Source organism: Kitasatospora sp. NEAU-CNBT7, from assembly GCF_057220535.1.
The window spans coordinates 438,279-458,585 of sequence record NZ_JBXQQB010000002.1; the positions used below are offsets into that span (position 1 = coordinate 438,279).

The 20,307-nt window shown below is 74.1% G+C and carries 12 protein-coding genes and 1 pseudogene; 11 read left to right on the top strand and 2 right to left on the bottom strand.

Annotation, left to right across the window (positions count from 1 at the left end; genetic code table 11):
* Window positions 1-18: 18 nt before the first annotated feature.
* Window positions 19-594, bottom strand: coding sequence for a dihydrofolate reductase family protein (locus tag AC2TEW_RS04780; RefSeq protein ID WP_484622017.1), 576 nt, complete (start codon window positions 592-594; stop codon window positions 19-21).
* A gap of 239 nt (window positions 595-833) precedes the next feature.
* On the opposite strand from AC2TEW_RS04780, the gene AC2TEW_RS04785 reads away from it, so the two are divergent.
* The 5 genes from AC2TEW_RS04785 to AC2TEW_RS04805 all read left to right on the top strand — a co-directional run bounded on the left by AC2TEW_RS04785 (window position 834) and on the right by AC2TEW_RS04805 (window position 5,660).
* Window positions 834-2,624, top strand: a complete 1,791-nt coding sequence (locus tag AC2TEW_RS04785) for a S8 family peptidase (protein WP_484622018.1) — start codon at window positions 834-836, stop codon at window positions 2,622-2,624.
* Window positions 2,625-2,823: 199 nt separating this feature from the next.
* The gene (gene thpR / locus AC2TEW_RS04790; RefSeq protein ID WP_484622019.1) at window positions 2,824-3,459 is read left to right on the top strand and encodes an RNA 2',3'-cyclic phosphodiesterase; all 636 of its coding nucleotides are present in this window, start codon (window positions 2,824-2,826) and stop codon (window positions 3,457-3,459) included.
* A gap of 31 nt (window positions 3,460-3,490) precedes the next feature.
* Window positions 3,491-4,297: a thioesterase family protein gene (locus AC2TEW_RS04795; RefSeq protein ID WP_484622020.1), complete on the top strand. Its 807-nt coding sequence runs from the start codon at window positions 3,491-3,493 to the stop codon at window positions 4,295-4,297.
* Between the two features lie 62 nt (window positions 4,298-4,359).
* Complete coding sequence (locus AC2TEW_RS04800; RefSeq protein WP_484622021.1) at window positions 4,360-4,848, top strand: SRPBCC family protein; 489 nt, start codon at window positions 4,360-4,362, stop codon at window positions 4,846-4,848.
* A 74-nt stretch (window positions 4,849-4,922) separates the two neighbouring features.
* Window positions 4,923-5,660, top strand: a complete 738-nt coding sequence (locus AC2TEW_RS04805; protein WP_484622022.1) for a VOC family protein — start codon at window positions 4,923-4,925, stop codon at window positions 5,658-5,660.
* Window positions 5,661-5,727: 67 nt separating this feature from the next.
* Here AC2TEW_RS04805 and AC2TEW_RS04810 read toward each other — a convergent pair whose 3' ends face one another.
* Window positions 5,728-6,099, bottom strand: coding sequence for a hypothetical protein (locus tag AC2TEW_RS04810; RefSeq protein WP_484622023.1), 372 nt, complete (start codon window positions 6,097-6,099; stop codon window positions 5,728-5,730).
* A 347-nt stretch (window positions 6,100-6,446) separates the two neighbouring features.
* Between AC2TEW_RS04810 and AC2TEW_RS04815 the strand changes: the two genes are divergently transcribed.
* The 6 genes and pseudogenes from AC2TEW_RS04815 (at window position 6,447) to AC2TEW_RS04840 (ending at window position 20,292) form a co-directional block, all read left to right on the top strand.
* Window positions 6,447-7,475 carry a hypothetical protein gene (locus tag AC2TEW_RS04815; protein WP_484622024.1) on the top strand — a complete coding sequence of 343 codons (1,029 nt, stop codon included), beginning with the start codon at window positions 6,447-6,449 and terminating at the stop codon, window positions 7,473-7,475.
* The gene (locus tag AC2TEW_RS04820) at window positions 7,469-8,473 is read left to right on the top strand and encodes a hypothetical protein (protein WP_484622025.1); all 1,005 of its coding nucleotides are present in this window, start codon (window positions 7,469-7,471) and stop codon (window positions 8,471-8,473) included. The genes AC2TEW_RS04815 and AC2TEW_RS04820 overlap by 7 nt, the downstream gene beginning before the upstream one ends.
* A 115-nt stretch (window positions 8,474-8,588) precedes the next feature.
* Window positions 8,589-8,900 (top strand): hypothetical protein, encoded by a 312-nt coding sequence (locus tag AC2TEW_RS04825; RefSeq protein ID WP_484622026.1) that lies wholly within the window; start codon window positions 8,589-8,591, stop codon window positions 8,898-8,900.
* 78 nt (window positions 8,901-8,978) lie between these two features.
* Window positions 8,979-9,161: pseudogene (locus tag AC2TEW_RS04830) on the top strand (transposase); the annotation flags it as partial.
* A 520-nt stretch (window positions 9,162-9,681) separates the two neighbouring features.
* Complete coding sequence (locus AC2TEW_RS04835) at window positions 9,682-10,587, top strand: WXG100 family type VII secretion target (protein WP_484622027.1); 906 nt, start codon at window positions 9,682-9,684, stop codon at window positions 10,585-10,587.
* Between the two features lie 3 nt (window positions 10,588-10,590).
* Window positions 10,591-20,292 (top strand): WXG100-like domain-containing protein, encoded by a 9,702-nt coding sequence (locus AC2TEW_RS04840; protein ID WP_484622028.1) that lies wholly within the window; start codon window positions 10,591-10,593, stop codon window positions 20,290-20,292.
* The last annotated feature ends 15 nt before the right edge of the window (window positions 20,293-20,307 follow it).

Genomic DNA, 20,307 nt, shown 5'->3' on the forward strand with positions numbered 1-20,307 from the left:
GGGAACAGCCGGGCCGGCCTACTGCGGGCCCCGACGCGCCACGCGGTAGCGCAGGCAGACGACCCGTGAGTCGAAGGTCCGGGTCTCGACCAGATCGAGGTCCACCCGGCGCTCGGCCCGCGGGAAGAACGGGATGCCACCGCCGACCAGCACCGGGTGGACCCGCGGCCGGTACTCGTCGATCAGGCCCGCCGCGGCCGCCTCGGCGGCGAGCGCCGCGCCCCCGATCGCGATGTCGCCGTCCCCCGGCTCGGCCCGCAGCCGCTCGATCTCCTGCGCCAGACCGCCGTGGAGCAGCCGCGCATTGCCCTGCACCGACCGCAGCGTGGTCGAGAACACCACCTTCGGCAGCGGATTCCACAGCGCGGCCCACTCCAGCATCGGGGCGGAGAGCGACGGATCCTGCTCCGCCGTCTCCCAGTACAACATCGTCTCGTACAGCCGCCGCCCCATCAGGTGCACACCGACCTGCCGGATCTCGTCCATGGCGAACCGGAACACCTCGTCGTCGGGCGCCGTCCAGTGGAAGTCGCCGTCCGGCCCGACGATGTAGCCGTCGAGGGAGACACCCATCGAGTAGGTCACGCTGCGCATCCGCACTCCTCCGCCGGGAACAGCACCGACCCTACGGCCGACGACCACCGCAGCGGCCGCTACGGCGCGCCCGAACCCGGGCCGGGCCGTGCACAGGACCGGTCAAGACGGTGAAAAGAACTTGTAACGTCCGACCCCTTCCCTACCTGAGGGTGGATCTGACAAATTGCGCGCACCCCTTATTTGTCATGGGCGCGACCGGAGTTGTCCGCGCCAGATGGTCCTCGGAGGACGACGCCTTGTTCTCGCTCATATCCAGCCGGCTGACCCGCTCGGCCGTGGCCGTCGCCGCCCTCGGCACCGCCGCGGCGCTGATCGCCCCCACGGGCGCGGCCGCGGCCGCCCAGCCCGCCCCCGCCCGGACGGCGCCCGCCCCCGCCCCCGCCGCCGTCTGGGCGGCCGGCACCCGCGCCTACCTGGTGATCACCGCGCCGGGCGACACCTCCGCCGTCCGCGCGGCCGTCGCCGGCAACGGCGGTTCGGTCTTCGCCTCCTACGACGCGATCGGCGTGATCGTCGCCCACTCGGCCTCCGCCACCTTCGCCGCGACCCTCCGTCAGGTCGCCGGTGTCCAGCAGGTCGGAGCGACCCGTACCTCCGACGTACCGGCCGACGCGTACAACCCGGCGCTGCCCGCCAACCCGGCCCAGGCCGCCACCACCCTGACCGAGACCAACCGCTGGGACATGACCCGGATCAAGGCCGACCAGGCCTGGGCCGTCACCACCGGCTCGGCGGCCGTCAAGGTCGGCGTCCTGGACACCGGCGTCGACGACCAGCACCAGGACCTGGCCCCCAACTTCGACTCCGCCGACTCCGCCTCCTGCGCGTACGGCAAGGCCGACACCCGGACCGGCGCCTGGCGGGACGTGGACACCCACGGCACCCACGTCGCGGGCACCATCGCGGCGGCCAGGAACGGCAAGGGCGTCGTCGGCGTCGCACCCGGCGTGAAGATCGCCTCGGTCCGGATCGCCGAACCGGGCACCACCCTGTTCTTCGCCGAGAACACCGTGTGCGGGTTCATGTGGGCCGGCGACCACGGCTTCAAGGTGACCAACAACAGCTACTACACCGACCCGTGGCAGTTCAACTGCCCCGACAACGTCGACCAGGCCGCCATCATCGAGGGCGTCCGGCGGGCCGAGGCGTACGCCGAGAGCAAGGGCTCGCTCCAGGTCGCCGCCGCGGGAAACTCCAACTACGACCTGGCCAACAAGACCACCGACTCGGCGAGCCCCAACGACTCGACCCCCGGCACCCGCACCATCACCAACGCCTGCATCGACGTCCCGACCGAACTCCCCGGCGTGGTGACCGTCGCGGCGATGGGCAACGGCAACGTCAAGGCCTCGTACTCCAACTTCGGACGCAACGTCATCGACGTCGCCGCGCCCGGCGGTGACGGCGCCGACGGCGTGTACTCCACCCTCCCGGGCGGCAAGTACGGCACCAAGAGCGGCACCTCGATGGCGTCCCCGCACGTCACCGGCGTCGCCGCCCTGATCGCCAGCACCAACCCCGCGCTCACCCCGGCCGACATCCGGGCCAGGCTCGCCGCCGACGCCACCGACACGCCCTGCCCCTCCGACAGCCGCTGCACCGGCACCACGGCCAACAACGCCTTCTTCGGCGACGGCCAGGTCGACGCACTGAAGGCGGTCGGCGGCACCACCCCGCCCGCTGGCCCGTACTTCGAGAACCTCACCGACGTCGCCGTCACCGACAACGCCACCGTGGAGAGCCCGATCACCGTCACCGGTGTGACCGGCAACGCCCCCGCCGCCCTCAAGGTCGGCGTGGACATCAAGCACACCTACCGCGGTGACCTGGTGGTCTCGCTGGTCGCCCCCGACGGCACCGTCTACCTGCTCGAGGACTTCGCCGACAGCGACAGCACCGACAACGTCCTCAAGACCTACACGGTCAACGCCTCCTCCGAAGCCGCCAACGGCACCTGGAAGCTGAGGGTCCGCGACATCGCGGCCCAGGACACCGGCAAGATCGACGCCTGGAACCTCACCTTCTGAACCTTCCGGAGCTTCCTGACCTTCCGGATCTTCCGGACTCCTTAAGCTCCTGCACCTTCCGAATCGCCCCCTCCCTGCCCGCCGGCACCGCCCGCCGGCACCGCCCGCCGGCACGGCCCGCCGGCACTGCCCGCCCGCCGAGGAGCGGTCGGGCGGGCCGGGCGAGGCGGGAGGGGGCGCCGGGTGCTAGAAATCCCTGGTGGACGATCATCCCGGACCCCCGACCGTACGCGTCTTCGTGGCGCTGGCCCCGCCCGACGACGCGAAGGACGAGCTGGCGCGCGCCCTGCAGCCCATCTACGCCGGGCACCCGCGGCTGCGGCTGAACCGGATCGAGGACTGGCACATCACCCTGGCCTTCCTCGGCGAACTGCCGTCCGCGACGGTGCCGTTGCTGCGGTCGGTGCTGGCCCGGCGGGCGGCGTCGTACCCCGCGCTGCAGCTGGGCCTGCGGGGCGGCGGCCACTTCGACGGGCGGCTGCTGTGGAGCGGGATCGACGGCGACCTGGAGGGGCTGCACCTGCTCGCCGCCGACGTCCGCGACCTGGTCCGCTCCTGCGGGATCGAGTACCGGGACCGCCCGCTGCGCCCGCACCTGACCCTGGCGCGCTCGCGCCGTGACGATCCTGTCAGCGTGCCGCAGGCTGCGGCCGCGCTGACCGGGTTCGTGGGGCGGCCGTGGCGCACCGACCGGCTCCACCTGGTCGGCAGCAACATCGGCCGGGGCCCGGGGCCGATCCGCTACCGCGACATCGAGGCCTGGGAGCTGGGCGCCGGCGGTGCCGCCCGCCCCGGCCGGGCGGAACCTGGGACAGCGGAGGCTACCGGCGAGTAGCCTGCTGCTGGCGACCGACGGGAGACAGACGATGACCGGGACCATCAGCGGGGCCGAGGCGTTCTACGAGCAGCTCTCGCCGGAGCGGTTCGCCCCCACCGGGTACACCCGGGGGCCGTGGGACGCGGACAGCCAGCACGCCGGGCCGCCCGCCGCCCTGCTGGGCCGGGCGGTGCTGCTGCGCCCGGGCGCCCGGGAGGACCTGCGGGTGGCCCGGATGACCTTCGAGATCCTGCGGCCGGTGCCGCTGCAGCCGCTGACCGTGACCACCCGGGTCCTGCGGGCCGGGCGCAGCGTGGAGCTGGTGGGGGTCTCGCTCGCCGTGGACGGCGGCACCGAGGTGATGCGGGCGACCGCGCTGAGCATCCGCACCGCACCCGGCTCGGTGCCGGAGGTCGCGCGGGAGCCCGAGGTGGCGCCGGTCGGGCGGTCCGGCCCGGCACCGTTCTTCGCGGTGCCCTGGGAGCAGGGCTACCACAGCGCCATGGAGTTCCGGTTCGCGGCCGGGTCCTTCCTGGAGCGGGGGCCGGCCGCCTGCTGGCTGCGGATGCGGGTGCCGCTGGTGGCCGGGGAGAAGACCGACCCGCTGGACCGGGTGCTGGTCGCGGCGGACTCCATCAACGGCGTCAGCAACGAACTCGACTTCACCTCGCACCTGTTCGTCAACCCGGACCTGACGGTCAACCTGCACCGCCATCCCGTCGGCGAGTGGGTCTGCATCGATGCCCGGACCGCCGTCGCCCCGGACGGGATCGGCACGGCGGAGGCCGGACTCCACGACGAGCGGGGCCCGATCGGCCGCGCTTCGCAGAGCCTGTTCGTCGCCGCCCGCGGCTGACGGCACCCGGGCCCCCTGGCCCGGCCGGGCCGGCCGGGCGTCCCTTCGTGAGGAAGCAGCCGATGTCACGTCAGTTCGAGATCGAGGAGTCCATCCTGGTCGACGCCGCTCCCGAGGTGCTCTACGGGCTGGTGTCGGACCTGCGGGCGATGGGCCGATGGAGTCCGGAGTGCCGCCGGGTGTGGCTGGCGGGGCCGGCCGCCCGGCCCGGCACCCGGTTCGTCGGGTTCAACCGGCGGGGCCCGTTCGTGTGGTTCACCACCGGCCGGGTGACGGTGGCCGAACCGGGCGCCGAGTTCACCTTCGACGTGGGCGTGTTCGGCCTGCCGATCGCGCGCTGGCGGTACCGCTTCGAGCCCGACGGCACCGGCACCCGGGTCACCGAGTCCTGGCAGGACCTGCGCACCGGCCGCGGCGCCCGGGCGGCGGAACTGCTGGGCCTGGTCTTCGCCGGCACCGGCCCCGACCGCCGGATCGAGGTCAACCGCGCCGGCATCCGCACCACGCTGGCCCGGCTGGCCGCGGCCGCGACGGGCACCCCGGTCGGCTGACCCGTCCTCAGGCAGCGCGGGTGCGCCCGTGATCGGGGGTTCCGGATCCTCCGGCAGCTTCTAGGATCTTCGTCATGGCAACGCGACTTGTACAGATCAACATGAAGGCCCAGGACGACACCGCGCTCGGCCGGTTCTGGGCACAGGCACTCGGCTGGGGTACCGACAGCGAGGGCCCGGGCGTCACCAACCTCGAACCCGTGGACCTGACCTACCCCGACCCCGCCGCCGTCTGCATCGACCTCATCGCCCGCCCGGAACCCAAGACGGGCAAGAACCGGGTCCACCTCGACCTGGCCACCACCTCGCCCGCCCACCAGGCGGAGCTGGTCGCGCGGCTGAAGGACCTCGGTGCGACGCTCGCCGACGTCGGCCAGGGCGACGTGCCGTGGACGGTCATGGCCGACCCGGAGGGCAACGAGTTCTGCGTCCTCGAGCCCCGAGAGCTCTACCGGGACACCGGGCCGATCGCGGCGGTGGTGGTGGACTGCGCCGACCCGCGGGCGATGGCCCGGTTCTGGGACGGGGCGATGGACTGGACGCTGCACGAGGTCGCCGACGACCACGCGACCCTGCGCTCCGCCGCGGGTGTCGGCCCGTACCTGGAGTTCGTCCGCACCCTCGACACCAAGAGCGGGTGGAACCGCGTCCACCTCGACATCGCCCCCTACCGCGGTGACGATCCGGCCGCGGAGGAGGCCCGGCTGCTCGCACTGGGTGCCACCGATTCCGGTATCGACCGCTCGCAGATCTCCTGGATGGTCCTCGCCGACCCGGAGGGCAACGAGTTCTGCCTGCTCAGCCCGCGCTGACCCCGGGCAACGGCCCCCGCCGCCGGCGGGGGCCGGGTCAGGCGGACATCCTTCAGGCGGACATCCGTCAGGCGGACATCCAGAACGCCGCGCCGACGGGCTGCGGCGGCAGGGTGAGGAGCAGGGCCGAGTAGGCGCGCTCGGCGCAGTTCCGGCACCAGGCGAAGCGGTCCCGGAAGGCGGCCGGGTAGTCGCCGGCGTCCTGGGCCAGCACGTCGGCGCAGCCGCCGGGCACCCGGGAGTACACCGCCAGCTGTTCCGCGACCGCCTGGCACACCGTCTCCGGGGTCGGCCGGTCGGCGGGCCCGAGCGGCGAGAAGTACAGCGCCTGGGCCCAGATCCGGACGATCTGCTCGTGCAGGCCGCGGCAGGACCGGTCCCCGCCGACCGTGAGGAGGGGGAGCGGGGAGGCGGTCCGCGGTGCGGTCGGAGTGGTCATGGCTGCCTTCTTCGGGTCGGGGGCGGACGCTGCCGGGCGGGTGGTGGAGCGGTCGGCGGCCCCGGCAGTCGCGTGCCCCGGCGCGCCCGTACCCGGTACCGCCCGTGGCCGGACCGTCCGGGCGCCGGGTGCGGGTGCCGGGTACCGCGCGCTGGGTGTCGCGTGCCGGGTGCCCGGGCGCCGGGCGCGTCCGGGCCCTGTAGCGGACGGCACGGCCCTCGAGCGCCGGTGGAGCCCGGCACCGGCCGCCCGGCGAACCGGGTGTCCGAGGTCTCCCGTACGCTCGGGCGGCACCCCGGAATCCGGAGCGGCCGGTGCCCGGCCGGTCCCATCGACGAGAGAACACCGTGGATCGACCCGACGACGACGAGCGCGCCGAGTTCGCCCGCCTCGACGCCCTGCTGACGGCGCTGCACCCGCGCCACGGCGAGACCCGCCGCGACGCGCCGCCCGCCGCCGACGTTCCGCGCAGGCTGGCCGCCCTGTGGGAGGGCATCGGAGTCAGCGAGGTGACCGTGGCGCCGGGCACCCGGACCAGCACGGGCACGGCCGAGAGCCGGCGGATCATGACCGAGGTCCTCGAGGAGTGGTTCGACGACGCCGAGCGCCGCGATCGCTGGGGCGTGGACCCGGACGACCACGGGCCGGCCTGGGCACGGCTGGGACCGCGGTTCCGGGTGCTGGCCGCCCGCGGGCCGCGCAGCGAGCTCGCGGCGGTGCTGGACGAGGTCGCGGTCACCGACGAGTCGGCCGGCGACGACGATCCGCCGGTGGTCGTGGTGCGCAGCGACGGCCGGCCGGTCCACCGCTGGCACCACAGCGCGGTGGAGTGGCAGATCTGGCAGATCCTGCAGCGGGCCGCACTGCACCGCTCGACGCGCTTCGATCCGCGCTGCGGACTCACCGGCGAGCCCGTCCTCCCGTCCGTCTATCCCCGGCTGGCGGCGCTCGGCGACGGGGTCTGGCGGCTGGGCGAACCCGGACTCGCCCGCCCGGACGTCCGCCCCGCACTGCCCGAACTGCTGCTCTTCCGCTCGCCGGCCCACTACTTCGCCCTCGCCCGGAGCGTCGACGACGCGACCCTGGCACGGCTGCACCCGCCGGGCCCCGGCCGCCTGATCGTCACTGCGGCGGCACTCGACCTCGACGGGACGGACGTCCGCCGGGTGCCCCGCGACCGCCGGTCGCCGTTCGACCGGACGGTGGAGGCGATCGGCCGGATCGCCGGCGCGGACGTGTGGATCGAGAGCCTCGGCGAGCAGGCCGTCCTGCACTGCGACCCGCTGCACCGCACGGCGCTGGGCCAGGAACTGACCCGGCTCGGCGGGCGCGTGATCCGGGACGAGACCAGGGAAGGGTGGCAACAGGCATGGTGAACGACCACGGGCAGAAGGACACGTCCGATCCCGACGGGCAGCCGCTCGACGCGCCCGACCTCGGGGTGTCGGACCTCGGGGTGTCGGACCTCGACCGGGTCGGCGCGGAGGCCCGGGCCGTCCGCGACCTGCTGGAACGCCAGTCGCTGCTCTACCGCAGCACCGTCCGCCCGATCGCCTTCGAACCCGGCGAACCCCCGCTGGTCCGGGCCTTCTGGGAGACGGTCGGCTGGGCCCCGCTGTTCGCCGCCGGACGGATCACGAACCCGCACGTCGCGTCGGGGGCCACCACGGTCCGCCAACGCCTCGCCGAGTACGCCACGGAGGAGCACTTCACCCTCACCGAGGCCGACCTCCCGGCCCGGCACCGCCTGGTGTACGCCGACAACGACGGCATCGGCTTCGCCGTCACCGACGAACACGAGGGCGTCGCCGACCCGGCGGTGGTGAGCGTGCTCTGGGACGACAACGAGATCGTGCCCTACGCACCCAGCTACCTCCGGCTGTCCGCCGAAGCCGTGCTGAACGCCGCGTTCGGCACCTGGTACACGCTCTGGCTGACCGTCCCCACCGACCGGACACCGGTACCCGGCGGCGGAGCGGTGGAACGGCCCTTCCCACTCCTGGCACCGGGCGCCCACCGGCTCGACCCGGACCGCTGGCTGCTCCGCACCACGGAACAGTCCGGACCGACGACGGCCTGGCTGCTCGCCGCCACCGGCTTCGAACACCTGGTGGAGTGGCTGCACGGGCAGGACCCGGCCGGGCTGCGGATCGCCCGGCTGCCCGGCGACACCCTCCGCCGCACCGGGCCGCTCCGGGTCACCGACGGCACACCGGTCCGGCTCTCCGGCAGCGACACCCCCGCCCCGGACCACCGCCACCGCGCAGGCTGGATCGGCGGCATCGCAGTGATCGTCGAGGAACGCGGCGACAGCCTGACCCTCGCGGTGAACCCACGCCACCGCACAGCACTGGAAGGCCTCCTGGACGGCTAGAGCTGTCCGGCCGATCGTGCGACGGGGGCGTCTGTCCTCGGTAACCGAAAGGCCTGTCCCGAGCGCCATGGAGATGCCATGATCACGCGACGGTCCGTCATCCCAGGGGGTTGCTGTGAAGCTCATGTACTGCGTGCACTGCGAGGACATCGTCAGGCTCTTCCCGGAGAAGCGCTCGTGCAGGTGCGGCAAGTCCTGGGGCCAGTATCTGGACGACCACTCCACGACGGTCCAGACCTGGCCCAGCCTCTCTGTCGGCATAGCCAACCCCGACTTCGCCCAGGCCGAGCAGGCCTTCGCCGCCGACACACAGGCCTTCTCTCCCGTGCTCGCCATGCGGTGCTGGATCAACCCTGCCTCCGAACCCGACGTCACCTTCGTCCAGGCCGTGCCGGCCGGCCAGGATCCGACCGACCCCGCGGAGTAACGGTCCGGTGCGAAATACCGGTCACGATCTGACTGGAACTCATCCGATCGATGATGTGACATTCACTTGTTCTGGTCGTTGGTTCGGGCCCGGGGCGGGGGAGATCTCACGGATGCCGAGCGGGAACGGCTACGGCCGTTCCTGCCGGTCGGCAACGGGCGTTGTGGCCGGTGGCGGGACCATCGGCAGGTGATCGACGGAATCCTGCACCGGGTGCGGACCGGCGCCCAGTGGCCTGATCTGCCCGAGCGGTTCGGGCCGTAGCGAAGGGTGTTCCTCGCCAGGGCGGAGGAGTCCCGAGCGGTCCGGGCGTCGGAGCGGTGTGCGGTGCGGCCACCAGCGCGGTCAGGGAGCGACGCTGACGGAACTTCATCGGCGAGTGGCCTCCCGCTGGTCATGTGGTGGTCATATTGCCCGGGTAGCCTCCCCCGCTGGATACATGCCAAGAACACGGTGGGGGAAGCGGTGGACGTCCGGCTGCTCGGAGCGGTCTCGGCGGACGGTGCGGACGGCGAACGGCAGCGCGGGTGCACCTGTCCACCGTCACGGACGTCGAGGTCGACGCGACGGCACGTCAGTCCACCGCCACAGCGCCTGAGTCGACGGGCGCCACGGCCCCGGACCACCACCGCCGACGCTCCCGCCGGCAGCGGCCCCGCGCACCCGCGACCGCTGGGTCCCCGGCCGCCGCGCAGCCGGCCGCTGCCGCCCGGCCCGCCCCGCTGCGCCGCGGACTGACCCGCGTCCGCCTGTCGAACCCCGCACCTGACGAAGGAACACCATGAGCAACGACGAGCCGGCCGGCGTCGAGACCGAGGCCACCGCCCCGGTCGAACCCGCCCACCTGGCCCTCTCGGCCACCGAAGGCACGAGAGTCGGCGAACCGGCCCGACCGCTGCTCCAGGCCGAGGAGGCGACCCCCGCCTTCCGGATCGGCACGGTCGCCACCGAGGGCACCCCCGCCGAACCGCTGCTCCAGGCGCGCAGTACGCACCTGCAGGCCGAGCCCGCGCTGCCGACCCGGACAGCCGGAACGGTGGACGGCGAACCGCTGCTGACGCCGACCGAGGCCGTCCCGGCCGAGCGGATGCTCCAGGACCGGATCGCGGCCCGGCCCGCCGAGGACGGTGTCCCCCTCGAGCCGCTGCGCCGGATGTCGGCCACCGTGCCGGTCCAGCAGGCGCAGCCCCTCACCAGGACCGACGCGGTCAAGCGCACCGCCGCGTCCGGCGACGGCGGGGGCGGGGGCGGCGCCGGGCAGGGGTTCGAGGTCCACCCGGAGCAGTACCAGGCGGCGGTGTCGCCGATGCTCGCCGCGTCCGAGCAGGTCAGGTCGGTGTACACCTCGTTGAGCGCGTTCCTGCCTTCGCTGGAGGCGCAGAACCCGTGGGGCAACGACGAGTCCGGCAAGAAGTTCGCCGAGGGCGAGAAGGGCTATCTGAAGTACAGCAAGGACACGCTGGACGTCGTGAAGGGCCTGCCCGACGCCCTCAAGGGCATCGCCGACGGCCTGAAGGCGATGGCCGAGGGCTACGAGGGCGCGGACGAGGCGGTCGCCGACGCATTCGACGGCATGGACACCGGCGCGAACCCGATCCCGGAGGCGCCGTCGCTGCCGAGCGCCCGGGTGAACAACCCCGTACACATCCCGGTGACCCCGCGGATCATCCAGAGCGGAAGGCACTGACCGATGGCTGTCGAACTCCCCGAGCCCCTCCAGTGGGTGCTCCTGCTGCTCGCGGGCTGCCGCTGGCCGGAGGCGGACGAGGACCAGCTCCGCGACATGGCCGATCACTGCCGCAAGGCCGCGGAGAGCCTGAAGGACGCCGCCCAGAGCTCCGACGCCGCGATCAAGCGCGCGCTCGACGGACAACGCGGCCTGGCGGCCGAGGCGTTGGGCAAGTACTGGGACAAGTTCGCCACCGGCAAGGGCACCCAGGAGGATCCCGGCTACCTGCCCGGTGCGATCAACGCGCTCGACGGCATGGGCGACATGCTCGAGCAGATGGCCAACTCTGCCGAGACCGCGAAGATCCAGATCATTGCGCAGCTCGGCATCCTGGCCTTCGAGATCGCCACCGCCGAGGCGGAGGCGCCGTTCACCGCGGGGGCCTCGCTGCTCCAGGTGCCGGTGGCGATCGGGGCCAGCCGGGCCGTGGTCTCCACCCTGCTGAAGACCCTGCTCAAAGAGATGATCACGATGGCGGCCAAGCAGGCCGCCCAGATGGCCGCGATCAACCTGCTGGCCCAGGGCATCGAACTCGCCGAGGGCCACCGCAAGAGCATCGACATGAAGGAGGTCGGCCAGAACGCGCTCGGCGGCGCGGTCGGCGGAGCCTCCGCCCATCTGATCGGCAAGGGCATCGGCGGCGCGGGCAAGAAGCTCGGCGCGGAGAACGCGCTGAACTCCACCGCCGGCAAGATGGCCACCGGCGCGGCCGTCGGCGTCGGCGCGGACGTCTCCACCCAGCTCATCACCACCGGCAAGGTCGACAGCGAATCCCTGCTCGGTTCCGGCCTCTCCGGCGGTGCAGGCGCGGGTCTGCACGCCGGCGCCGCCGCGATCAAGGGCCACGCCAACGCCCCCAAGCCCGCCGAGCTGCCGCACCTGGACACTCCGGGCGCCGGTTCGCGAAGCCTCGGCGAGGACGGCCCGCCCACCTTCTCCAGGTCCGCCTCCTCGTCGGGAGGCGGCAGCTACCACGGCCCGACCGGCGAGGGCGGATCCACCACCCGCTCGCTCGACGGCGGGAACGGTGCGGGGCACGCGTCCGGTTCCGGGGCCGGGACCGGTGGCGGGGAAGGCCTGGGCGCGGGATCGCACGCCGGGACGGACACGGCTGCGGGCTCGGGCTCCGGCCCGGGTGCGAGCGGCTCGCGGGTGAACGGGCTGATGCCGTTCGGCTCCGCACGGGCGAGCGAGACTCCACCCCCGGCCGGGCCGACGGACGGCGCCGGCCACCCGGCACCGGCCACCCACGAGGCGGGGAACGGCAGTTCGGGCGGCGCCACGCGCTCGTTCGACCCGCCGGCCCCGGCCCAGCACACCGGCGGCAACGAACCGACGTCCGCGCAGGAGCAGACCCCGCGCCAGGCGACCACCGCACCGAGCCACGAGTCGGCGGCGGTCCGGCCGGAGACCGCCGGGGTGCCGTCACATGAGCCGGTACCGCGTCAGGAGGCGGGCGTTCGGGAGCCGGTGGAGCAGCGGGTCGGGCAGGAGTCCGTGGCCCGGCAGGAGCAGCCGGTACAGGAGTCGGTCTCTGCGCGCGGTGTGCACGAGTCGGCGGCGGTCCGGCCGGATGATGCCGCCGGGGTGACGTCACATGAGTCGGTCGTTCGGGAGCCGGTGGAGCAGCGGGTCGGGCAGGAGTCCGTGCCCCGGCAGGAGCAGCCGGTACAGGAGTCGGTCTCTGCGCGCGGTGTGCACGAGTCGGCGGCGGTCCGGCCGGATGATGCCGCCGGGGCGGCGCCGCACGAGCCGGTGACGCAGGGCAGTGGGCAGGAGTCGGCGCTGCGGCACGACCAGCTCTCGCACGAGCCGACGGCGGGTCAGGAGCCAGTCGCGCACCAGCAGGTCCCGGAACGCGGCGGCCAGGAGAACGCGCCACGGCAGGAGCAGGTGCCGAACGATCCTCCCATCGGGCGTGGCTCGGACGAGGGTGCGCCGCGGCAGGAGCAGCCGGTGGGTGAGCCCGTCGCGGAACGTGCGGGGCAGGACGGTGTGCCGAGGCAGGAGCAGCCGCCGCACGAGCCCGCCGTGGAGCGCGGCGGCCACGAGGGCGTGTCGCGGGAGGAGCGGCCCGTCCAGCCCTTGTCGTCCGCCGAGTCCGGCGGGCCCCGGGCGGCCACCCCCGTCCACGAGCAGCAGGCTGTGGCAGCCGACTCGTCCGCCGGGCACACGGCTCCGCCGGTGCGCGAGACGGTGGCGCAGCCGTCCGCCGTCCCGCCGGAGCGCAGTGGTACGGGGCCGGTGCCCAACCTTTCCGGGGTGCTCGGCGGTGCCGCGCACGTGTCCGGGGCCGGCGGCAACACCAACCTCGATGGCGGGACCCGGATCTCCGGCGGCCACCCACCGACCCGCACCGAGCCGGAGCAGGCGCTGCCCGGCCAGGTGGGCACGCCCGACGCCGGCTCGTCGTCCGCCACCCAGAGCCCGAACGTCACCCCGCCGACGGCCGGGGGGTTCATACCCGGCCCGGTCGCGGGCAGCGGCTCCACCGGCCACCAGGGCGGCCACAAGGGCGGTCACCAGAGCGGCGGCCGACCAGGCTCCGGTACCCACTCGATTCCGCCCGCGCCCAAGCCGCCGGCCATGCGGCCCGCCACGTCCACCGGCTCCGGCGGCACCATCCGCCCGGGCACCGGACGCGGCCGCGACGGCGATCTGACGCCGCCCCCGCCGCCGCCACCGCCGTCGTCCGCGTCGGTGTCGGCGTCGGTGAAGCCGCAGCACGCCACCGCCGGAGGGGTCGGCGCGGCCTCGCACACCACGACGAGTACCGAGCACCCGGTGCGTGAGCACCACGACGGGACGACCGACGGCACCACCCGCAGCACCCCGGCCACGACCACCAGCAGCCACGACCGGGTCCCGCCCGGGCAGAGCCAGGAACGCGGCACGACCCCCGAGCCGAACAGGAGCCTCCCGTCACCCGCGGACCGGGCCGCCACCGAGGTCGACTTCCCGCCGCCGGGCTCACGCGTGGAGGTGGCGGCCGACGGGCTCTGCCTGCTCCACTCGGTCGCCGTCAGCGCACCCGACCTGGTGGGACCGCGGACGGCGACGTCCGGCGGCGCCGCCAGGCACCTGCAGACCGCGGTCGAACAGCACTTCAGCGAGCTGCCCCCGGAACGCTGGCCGACCGAGGTGGTGTCCAACTACCGCAACCACATGCTCGGCCGGCCGGGCCTGGGCGAGCGTGACCTGCTCGAGCACCTCCCGGCCGCCCTCCGGGACGGGTACGCGGGGATGCCGCTCGACGACCTGAGGGAGATCGTCGGCGACCACCTCGCCCACAACGCGCCGCCGCCGTCGCCCCGCGAACGGGAGGCCCTGCTCCGGACCGTCCGGGACTGGGAGAACCGCTGGCTGACCAACGAGGGGGAGATGCTTCCCGCCGCGGCGGCCCACGCACTGGGCCTCCGGATGCGGCTGGTCGGCCACGACGGCACCCCCCTGGCCGTCTTCGGACCCGCGGACGGGCGGGCGGTGACGGTGTACCACCAGGGCAACCACTACGACGGCAGCGAACCGGTGGCGTCCACCTCGACGGACACCCACCCGCCGGCCGCCACCCGCGAGGGCACGACGGTCCCCACCCCGGAGAAGTCCGGTGACAAGCCGTCGGCGCCGAAGGACCCCGCTCCGGAGAAGAGCGGCGAGAAGCCAGCCGCACCGAAGGACCCTGCCGCGGCGAAGGACCCTGCCGCGCCGAAGGACCCCGTCTCGCCGGAGAACCACGACGAGCCGGCGTCGACGCCCGAGGCCGAGCAGCAGCCATCCCAGCAGCAGCACACCACCGCAGACCCCGAGGCGCAGCCGAAGCCTGAGCCCAAGGTCGAGGCCGAGCCCAAGGTCGAGCCCGAGCCTGAGCCCAAGGTCGAGGCCGAGCCCGAGCCCGAGCCCAAGGTCGAGCCCGAGCCCGAGCCCAAGGTCGAGCCCGAGCCCGAGCCCGAGCCCGAGCCGAAGCCCGAGCCCAAGCCCGAGCCCGAGCCCGAGCCTCATCCGGAGGCGGAGCCGCAGCCGCCGCACCAGGACGCCGCCGGCCCCCGGCCGATCGCCGGTACCGATCTTGTGGTCGGACTGACCGAGAACGAGGCGGCCGTCCGGGACAAGGTCATCGCCGTCCTCGAGCACGCCGTGCCGGGGGACCGGGCCGCGGCCCGGGCCTTCGCCGACGCCCACTTCGGACCGGCGACCCTGCGCCCCATGCTCAGCGCGCTCTCCCGCGGCGAGGTCTGGACGGCCCCGCTCGAGGGCAACGGCTGGAGCGGCAGCATCAGGCTGCGCGGCCAGGTCACCGAGTCGACGCACCTGCGCACCGAGAAGATCGAGTTCGAGAACGGTGCCGACCGGACGGTGGCGACCGGGACCGGCCGCGACGCGCAGTGGCAGTACAACATCGGTGTCCAGGCCCGGCAGTCGGGCGGCGGCGCGGAGCCGGCGGAGCTCGCCGCCTACTTCCACGACCGCGGCCACGGCGAGGTCAACCTCGACCTCGGCGGGATGGTGGCGCGCTCCAAGACCTCCGAGCCCGCGGACGTGTTCAAGTCGACGATGCGGCTGGAGCTGGACTTCGGGGACCTGCGCCACGACCACACCCCGGTGCGCACCGGGTCCGGCGGGCACGCGGAGACGGTGGACCTCGGTCTCACGGTGGCCGTCCCCGTCCGCCCCGAGGCGGGCGCGGTCGGCGAACTGCGGACACCCCCGCAGCGCCTGCTGGACGGCCGTGTCGGCGGTCAGGAGATCGTGCTCGACCTGTCGCCGCGCGGCGCCTCCCAGGGCGACCGGCCGGTGCAGGAACTGCTCGACCACGTGGAGCAGGCGGCCAAGCAGGAGTTCGGCAAGGACTGGCCCGCGCTGCGCGAGAAGGTCCTCGCGGAGGTGGACTTCGGACGGCTCCAGCGGGACCTGAAGAGCATGACGGCCGGCGAACCCGTCACTGTCGCGCTCACCGACCGGCGCGGCCGGACGGTCGGCACGGTCGAGATCAGCGCGCGGGTCGGCGACCTGCGCCAGACCGGTACCACGAAGGAGACCGAGTTCAACATCGGCACCAGCGTCCAGCAGGTGCGCAGCACCGCGACGACCCGCGGCAACGCGGGACAGTTCGGGCTGGCGAACGTGCTGAAGCCGGGCGCGGCCCTGATGGGCGTCGGCGGCGCCGGGCGGCTCGGCCGGGACCGGGTCGAGATCGCGGGCGACAGCCGGTCCGCCCAGCTCACCAGCAAGTCCAAGGTGCCCGGCGTCCGTTACGAGGGCGCCGTCCACTTCGAGATGTCCTTCAACGGCAAGGCCGACACGCACGAGGCGGGAACGGCGGACGTCCGGCTGCTGGTGGACCGCGCGGACACGACCCCCGAGGCCGCCAAGGCCGACCCCGCGGACCACGGCACCACCCCGCCCGAGCCGCAGAAGCCGGCCGCCCCCGAGACCGACGGAACCGCCAAGAGCGACGGGAGCACGGAGACCGCCAAGGCGGAGGGGAGCACGGAGACCGCCAAGACCGACGGGACCGCCAAGACCGACGGGACCGCCGTGCCGCCGACGCACGAGGTCACCAGCCCGCCGGACTCGGTCTGGCACGGCGGTGACGACCGGGGCGGCCTGGGCGAGACCGTCGTGGTGCGGGACCTGGAGAGCACCGCCGCACTGCGGGCGGCCGTGGACGCCAAGGGGCGGGAACGCTTCGGCGACGACTGGGACGCCGTCCGCGACCAGGTCCTGCGCGGGTTCACCCAGCCGAACCTGGCCGCCAGGCTGACCGGGATGACCCGCGGCGAGGCGCTGGAGGTGAAGATCCCCGGCAAGGAGAGCCTGGTGGTCACCGCGACCGCCCGGGTCGAGTCGATGACCTACCGCCGCGAGGACGGCAAGGCCGAGCTCAACACGGTGAACGAGACCGGTGCGTTCAGCGTCGACCGCCGGCTGCTGGCCCGCACCGGCGCCGCCAACGGCCAGCTCGGCGGCGCCGTCGCCAAGGGCGCACCCGGCGCCGACCTGCTCGCCACGGCGGCCGGCCAGCAGCGCGAGCGCGTGGGCGGGCAGGGCCGCCAGGCCGACCGGGTGTACGCCAACGGGAAGTACAGCGCGCCGCAGGTCATCTACGGTGCCGACCTGGCCGTGGACGTGCACTTCGGCCGGCCCGGCGAGGCCCCCGACGGCCGGTCCGCCGTCTCGGCACCGCTGCGCGTGGAGGTCGGGATGGACGCCCGGGACACCGTCAAGGTCCAGGCGCCCCGCAGCGAGGACGGCACGGTCGCCTTCAAGCGCCCCGCCGAACCCTCCGAACCCGCCGAGTCGGCAGAGTCCGCCGCGCCCGCCGCGCACACCGAGGGCTCCGCACCCGCCCGCGACGACCGGACGGCCGGTGCCCGCCGCGCCGCCGTGGAGCTCGACCGGCCCCCGGCGACCCACACCGCCCCGCGCCGGATGCGCGAGCAGCACGAGCTGAACGCGTCGTACGTGGTGCACACCCTGAGCGGCGCCGACAAGGTGCGCACCGCGGTCGAGGACGCGGTCCGCTCCAAGTACGGCGAGCCGTCGGACGAGGTGACGCAGCGGATCGGCGCCACCTTCGACCGGGTCGCGCTCAAGACCCAGCTCTCCCAGCTCACCCGGGGAGGGAAGATCACCGAGACCGTCTCGGGGACGACCTGGAAGGCCGAGGTCACCGTCACGGCGAGGCTGGCGGACGCCACCTACCACTCCACCGCGGACAAGTACGAGTTCGAGTCCGGCACCCGCACCTCCCGCGGCCAGGGCAACCTGCGCGACCGCCGCGACCGCCTCGACGCCGGCGGCCGGACCAACATCCGGGCCCCGTTCGTGACCACCACCGGCGGCTACGCCCACCGGATGGACCGCAGCTACGGCCACGGCGCGGAGACCGTCGGCTCGGCCTCCAACCGCGGCAAGCACGTCGAGCCGGCCGTCTTCTTCGACGTCGACGCGGCGTACGACGTCAAGGTCACGTTCAAGCGCCTCGGGGTGGACGACGGCTCGCACACCCAGCAGGTCGACACGGTGGCCCGGGTGGCCGTCCCGATGCGCGACGCCGACCCGGTGTCCGGGCCGGTCGAGCGGACCACGGCGAAGCAGCCCAAGGGCTTCGTGGAAGGACGGCGGCTGGACTCCTCGGCCATCGTCACCGACGTCCACGCACTGCCCGGCACCGCCGGCCCGCAGACGGGCCCCCGGCGGACCCTCGGCGAATCGATCGTGTCGCAGGTCGAATCGGGCTGGAAGTCCGGCACCTCGCGCCCGGCGAGCGGGGGACCGGGCGGCCGGCCCAAGCCGGAACGCAACCCCTTCGCGAGCGACTGGGCGGGCATCCGCCGCAAGCTGGACGAGGAACTCACCCCCGACCGGCTCCAGTCCCGGCTGAAGGGCATGACGGCCGGGGACGAGATCGTCGTTCGGCACGGCCGCACCACCGTCCGGGTCGGCGCGGTGCTCCGCGACCGGATGGAGCACCTGGGTGACTCGGGTACCACCGAGTTCAACACCGGCACCGACGTCCAGCGGTCCTTCGCCGACTCCGCCGGCACCGGCCACGGCCACCAGGGCGTCCTCGGTGCGACGGCCGCCGTGCCCGTGCCGGGTGCGCCCGTCTCGGTGACCGCCGGCGTCACCGGTACCGGCGGCCGGGGCCAGGAGCACGCGGACGTCCGGACCAGCAGCACCGCGGCCGGCTCCGCGACCAAGGCCAAGCTGCCCGGCAGCGCCTACCGCGGCGAGGCCGAGCTGCAGTTCACGATCACCCGGCGGCCGTGGGTCGGTGCCTCCGTCCACCAGCGGCGCACCGCGGCGATCGGCTTCGAGACCATCACCGAGTCCGGCGAGACCGTGCCGGTCCCCCCGAAGGACTCCGACGACGCGCCCACCGCTCAGCGCCCGCCCCGCACGCTCCCGACCCAGGCGCCCGAACAGGTCAGCGTCCGGATCCCGCCGGAGCGGGTCTGGGAGACCGGGCTGCGCGACACCGACGTGCTGCGCTGGCTCGGCGATGTCGGCGGCGTCCAGGACCTGGTCCGGCTGCGCGGGCCGGAGTTCTTCGGCAGGTCGACCTGGCAGGAGATGGAGCCCATGGTCGGGACCGTCACCTCGCACAGCCACCTCTCGGCGCTGTTCGGCACCGCCAGCCAGGGCAGCGAGGTGGCGGCGAGCATCCCGACCAAGCGGATCACGCTCGGCGGCGGCAAGGGGGTGGAGGTCGGCGTGAAGATCGTCTCGCTCGAACACCGGGACACCGACGCCGCGGTCGAGCTGAGCCCGGCCAACGCCACCACCTCCGGCACCGTCCGCTCCGACCTCTCGGCGAAGAACGCGGGCGTGCAGGGCCAGGTCGGCGCCAGGATCACCGGGGACGTCACCAACAACCCGGCGATCACCGGCGGCGCCCAGCGGCTGTGGCGCGAGGGCGGCACGCACGGCGACTCGGGCCAGATCGTCTCCAACGGCAAGTTCGCCACCCCGATGGCCCGTTACCACGGCGCCGCCGAGGTGGAGGTGACCCTCTTCGACGGGAACCGCAACCCCGTGAAGGAGAAGGGCATCGTCCCGTTCACCGTCGACATCCCACTGTCCGAGACCACCGGGGTCGACCTGCCGGGCGACCACTACCTCGCGTTCACCGAGGACCACAAGGGCGGCGAACTGCGCTCCGGCGAAGGAGCACGGCTGCTCGAGGACGTCCACCGGACGCTGACCGGAGGCGACGGGCCGTTCGACCACACCGCCGCCACGCCCGCCGAACGCGACCAGCTGATCGGCACCGCCCGCCTCGGGCGGGCGGTCTTCGGCGGGGAGTTCACCGCCGGAACCGACGCCGGCCGCGCCCACATCCAGGCGACCCACCGGCTGGTCGAACTGGCCGGCGGGTCCTCGGCCGCCACCTCCGCCCTGCTGGGGGACCTGCTCAAGACCCCGGACGGCGCGGCACTCAAGGCCGACGACGTGCGCAAGGTGATCGACTACGTGGAGCGCAAGGGCGCCGAAGGGTCGCCCGTCATCCTCGACGACCTCGTCGCCGGGGCTCAGGACGGCTGGCCCGCGCACGAGCCGTACGAGATCCACCGCGAGACGTGGACCGAGCCCGGCCCGGCCAACGAACTGGTCACCGCCGCGATGGCGTCCGCCGCGGCCGCGGCCCGCCCGCTGCTCCAGGACGGGCTGCCGGAGATCGGGCGGCTCCACCTCACCGTCTCCGGCGAGGGCGCGGAACTGCCGCTGCACCGGGAGTTCGAGCTGAGCGGCGACCCGGCCGAGCAGATCCGCAGGATCGAGGAGGCCACCTACCTGAAGCCGGGCACGCGGCCGAGCGAGGTCTCCGTCCGGCTGGCCGCTGCACCAGAGAGCGGCCACCAGTGGGACTTCCGGGTCACCGCCCGCCCCGAGGGCAGCCGCGAACTGACGCTCCGCCACCGCCGGGCGGCGGACGACGAGCAGGGGGACGCTCTCGAGCCGAACGGGCAGGAGCAGAACGGGCGCGCGTCGGACGGGCAGGAGTCGGACGGGCACGGACCGGGTGGGGAGCATCCGGAGGAGCAGGGGTCCGGCGGGCAGCGGCCGGACGACCCGGTGCGGACCGCCGCAGCCGCCAGCGTCGCGGCGGCGGCCGCGTTCGCCGCAGGCCGGAGCGCGGCACCGGCGGAGTCCGGGTGATCACCCGGGCGGAGG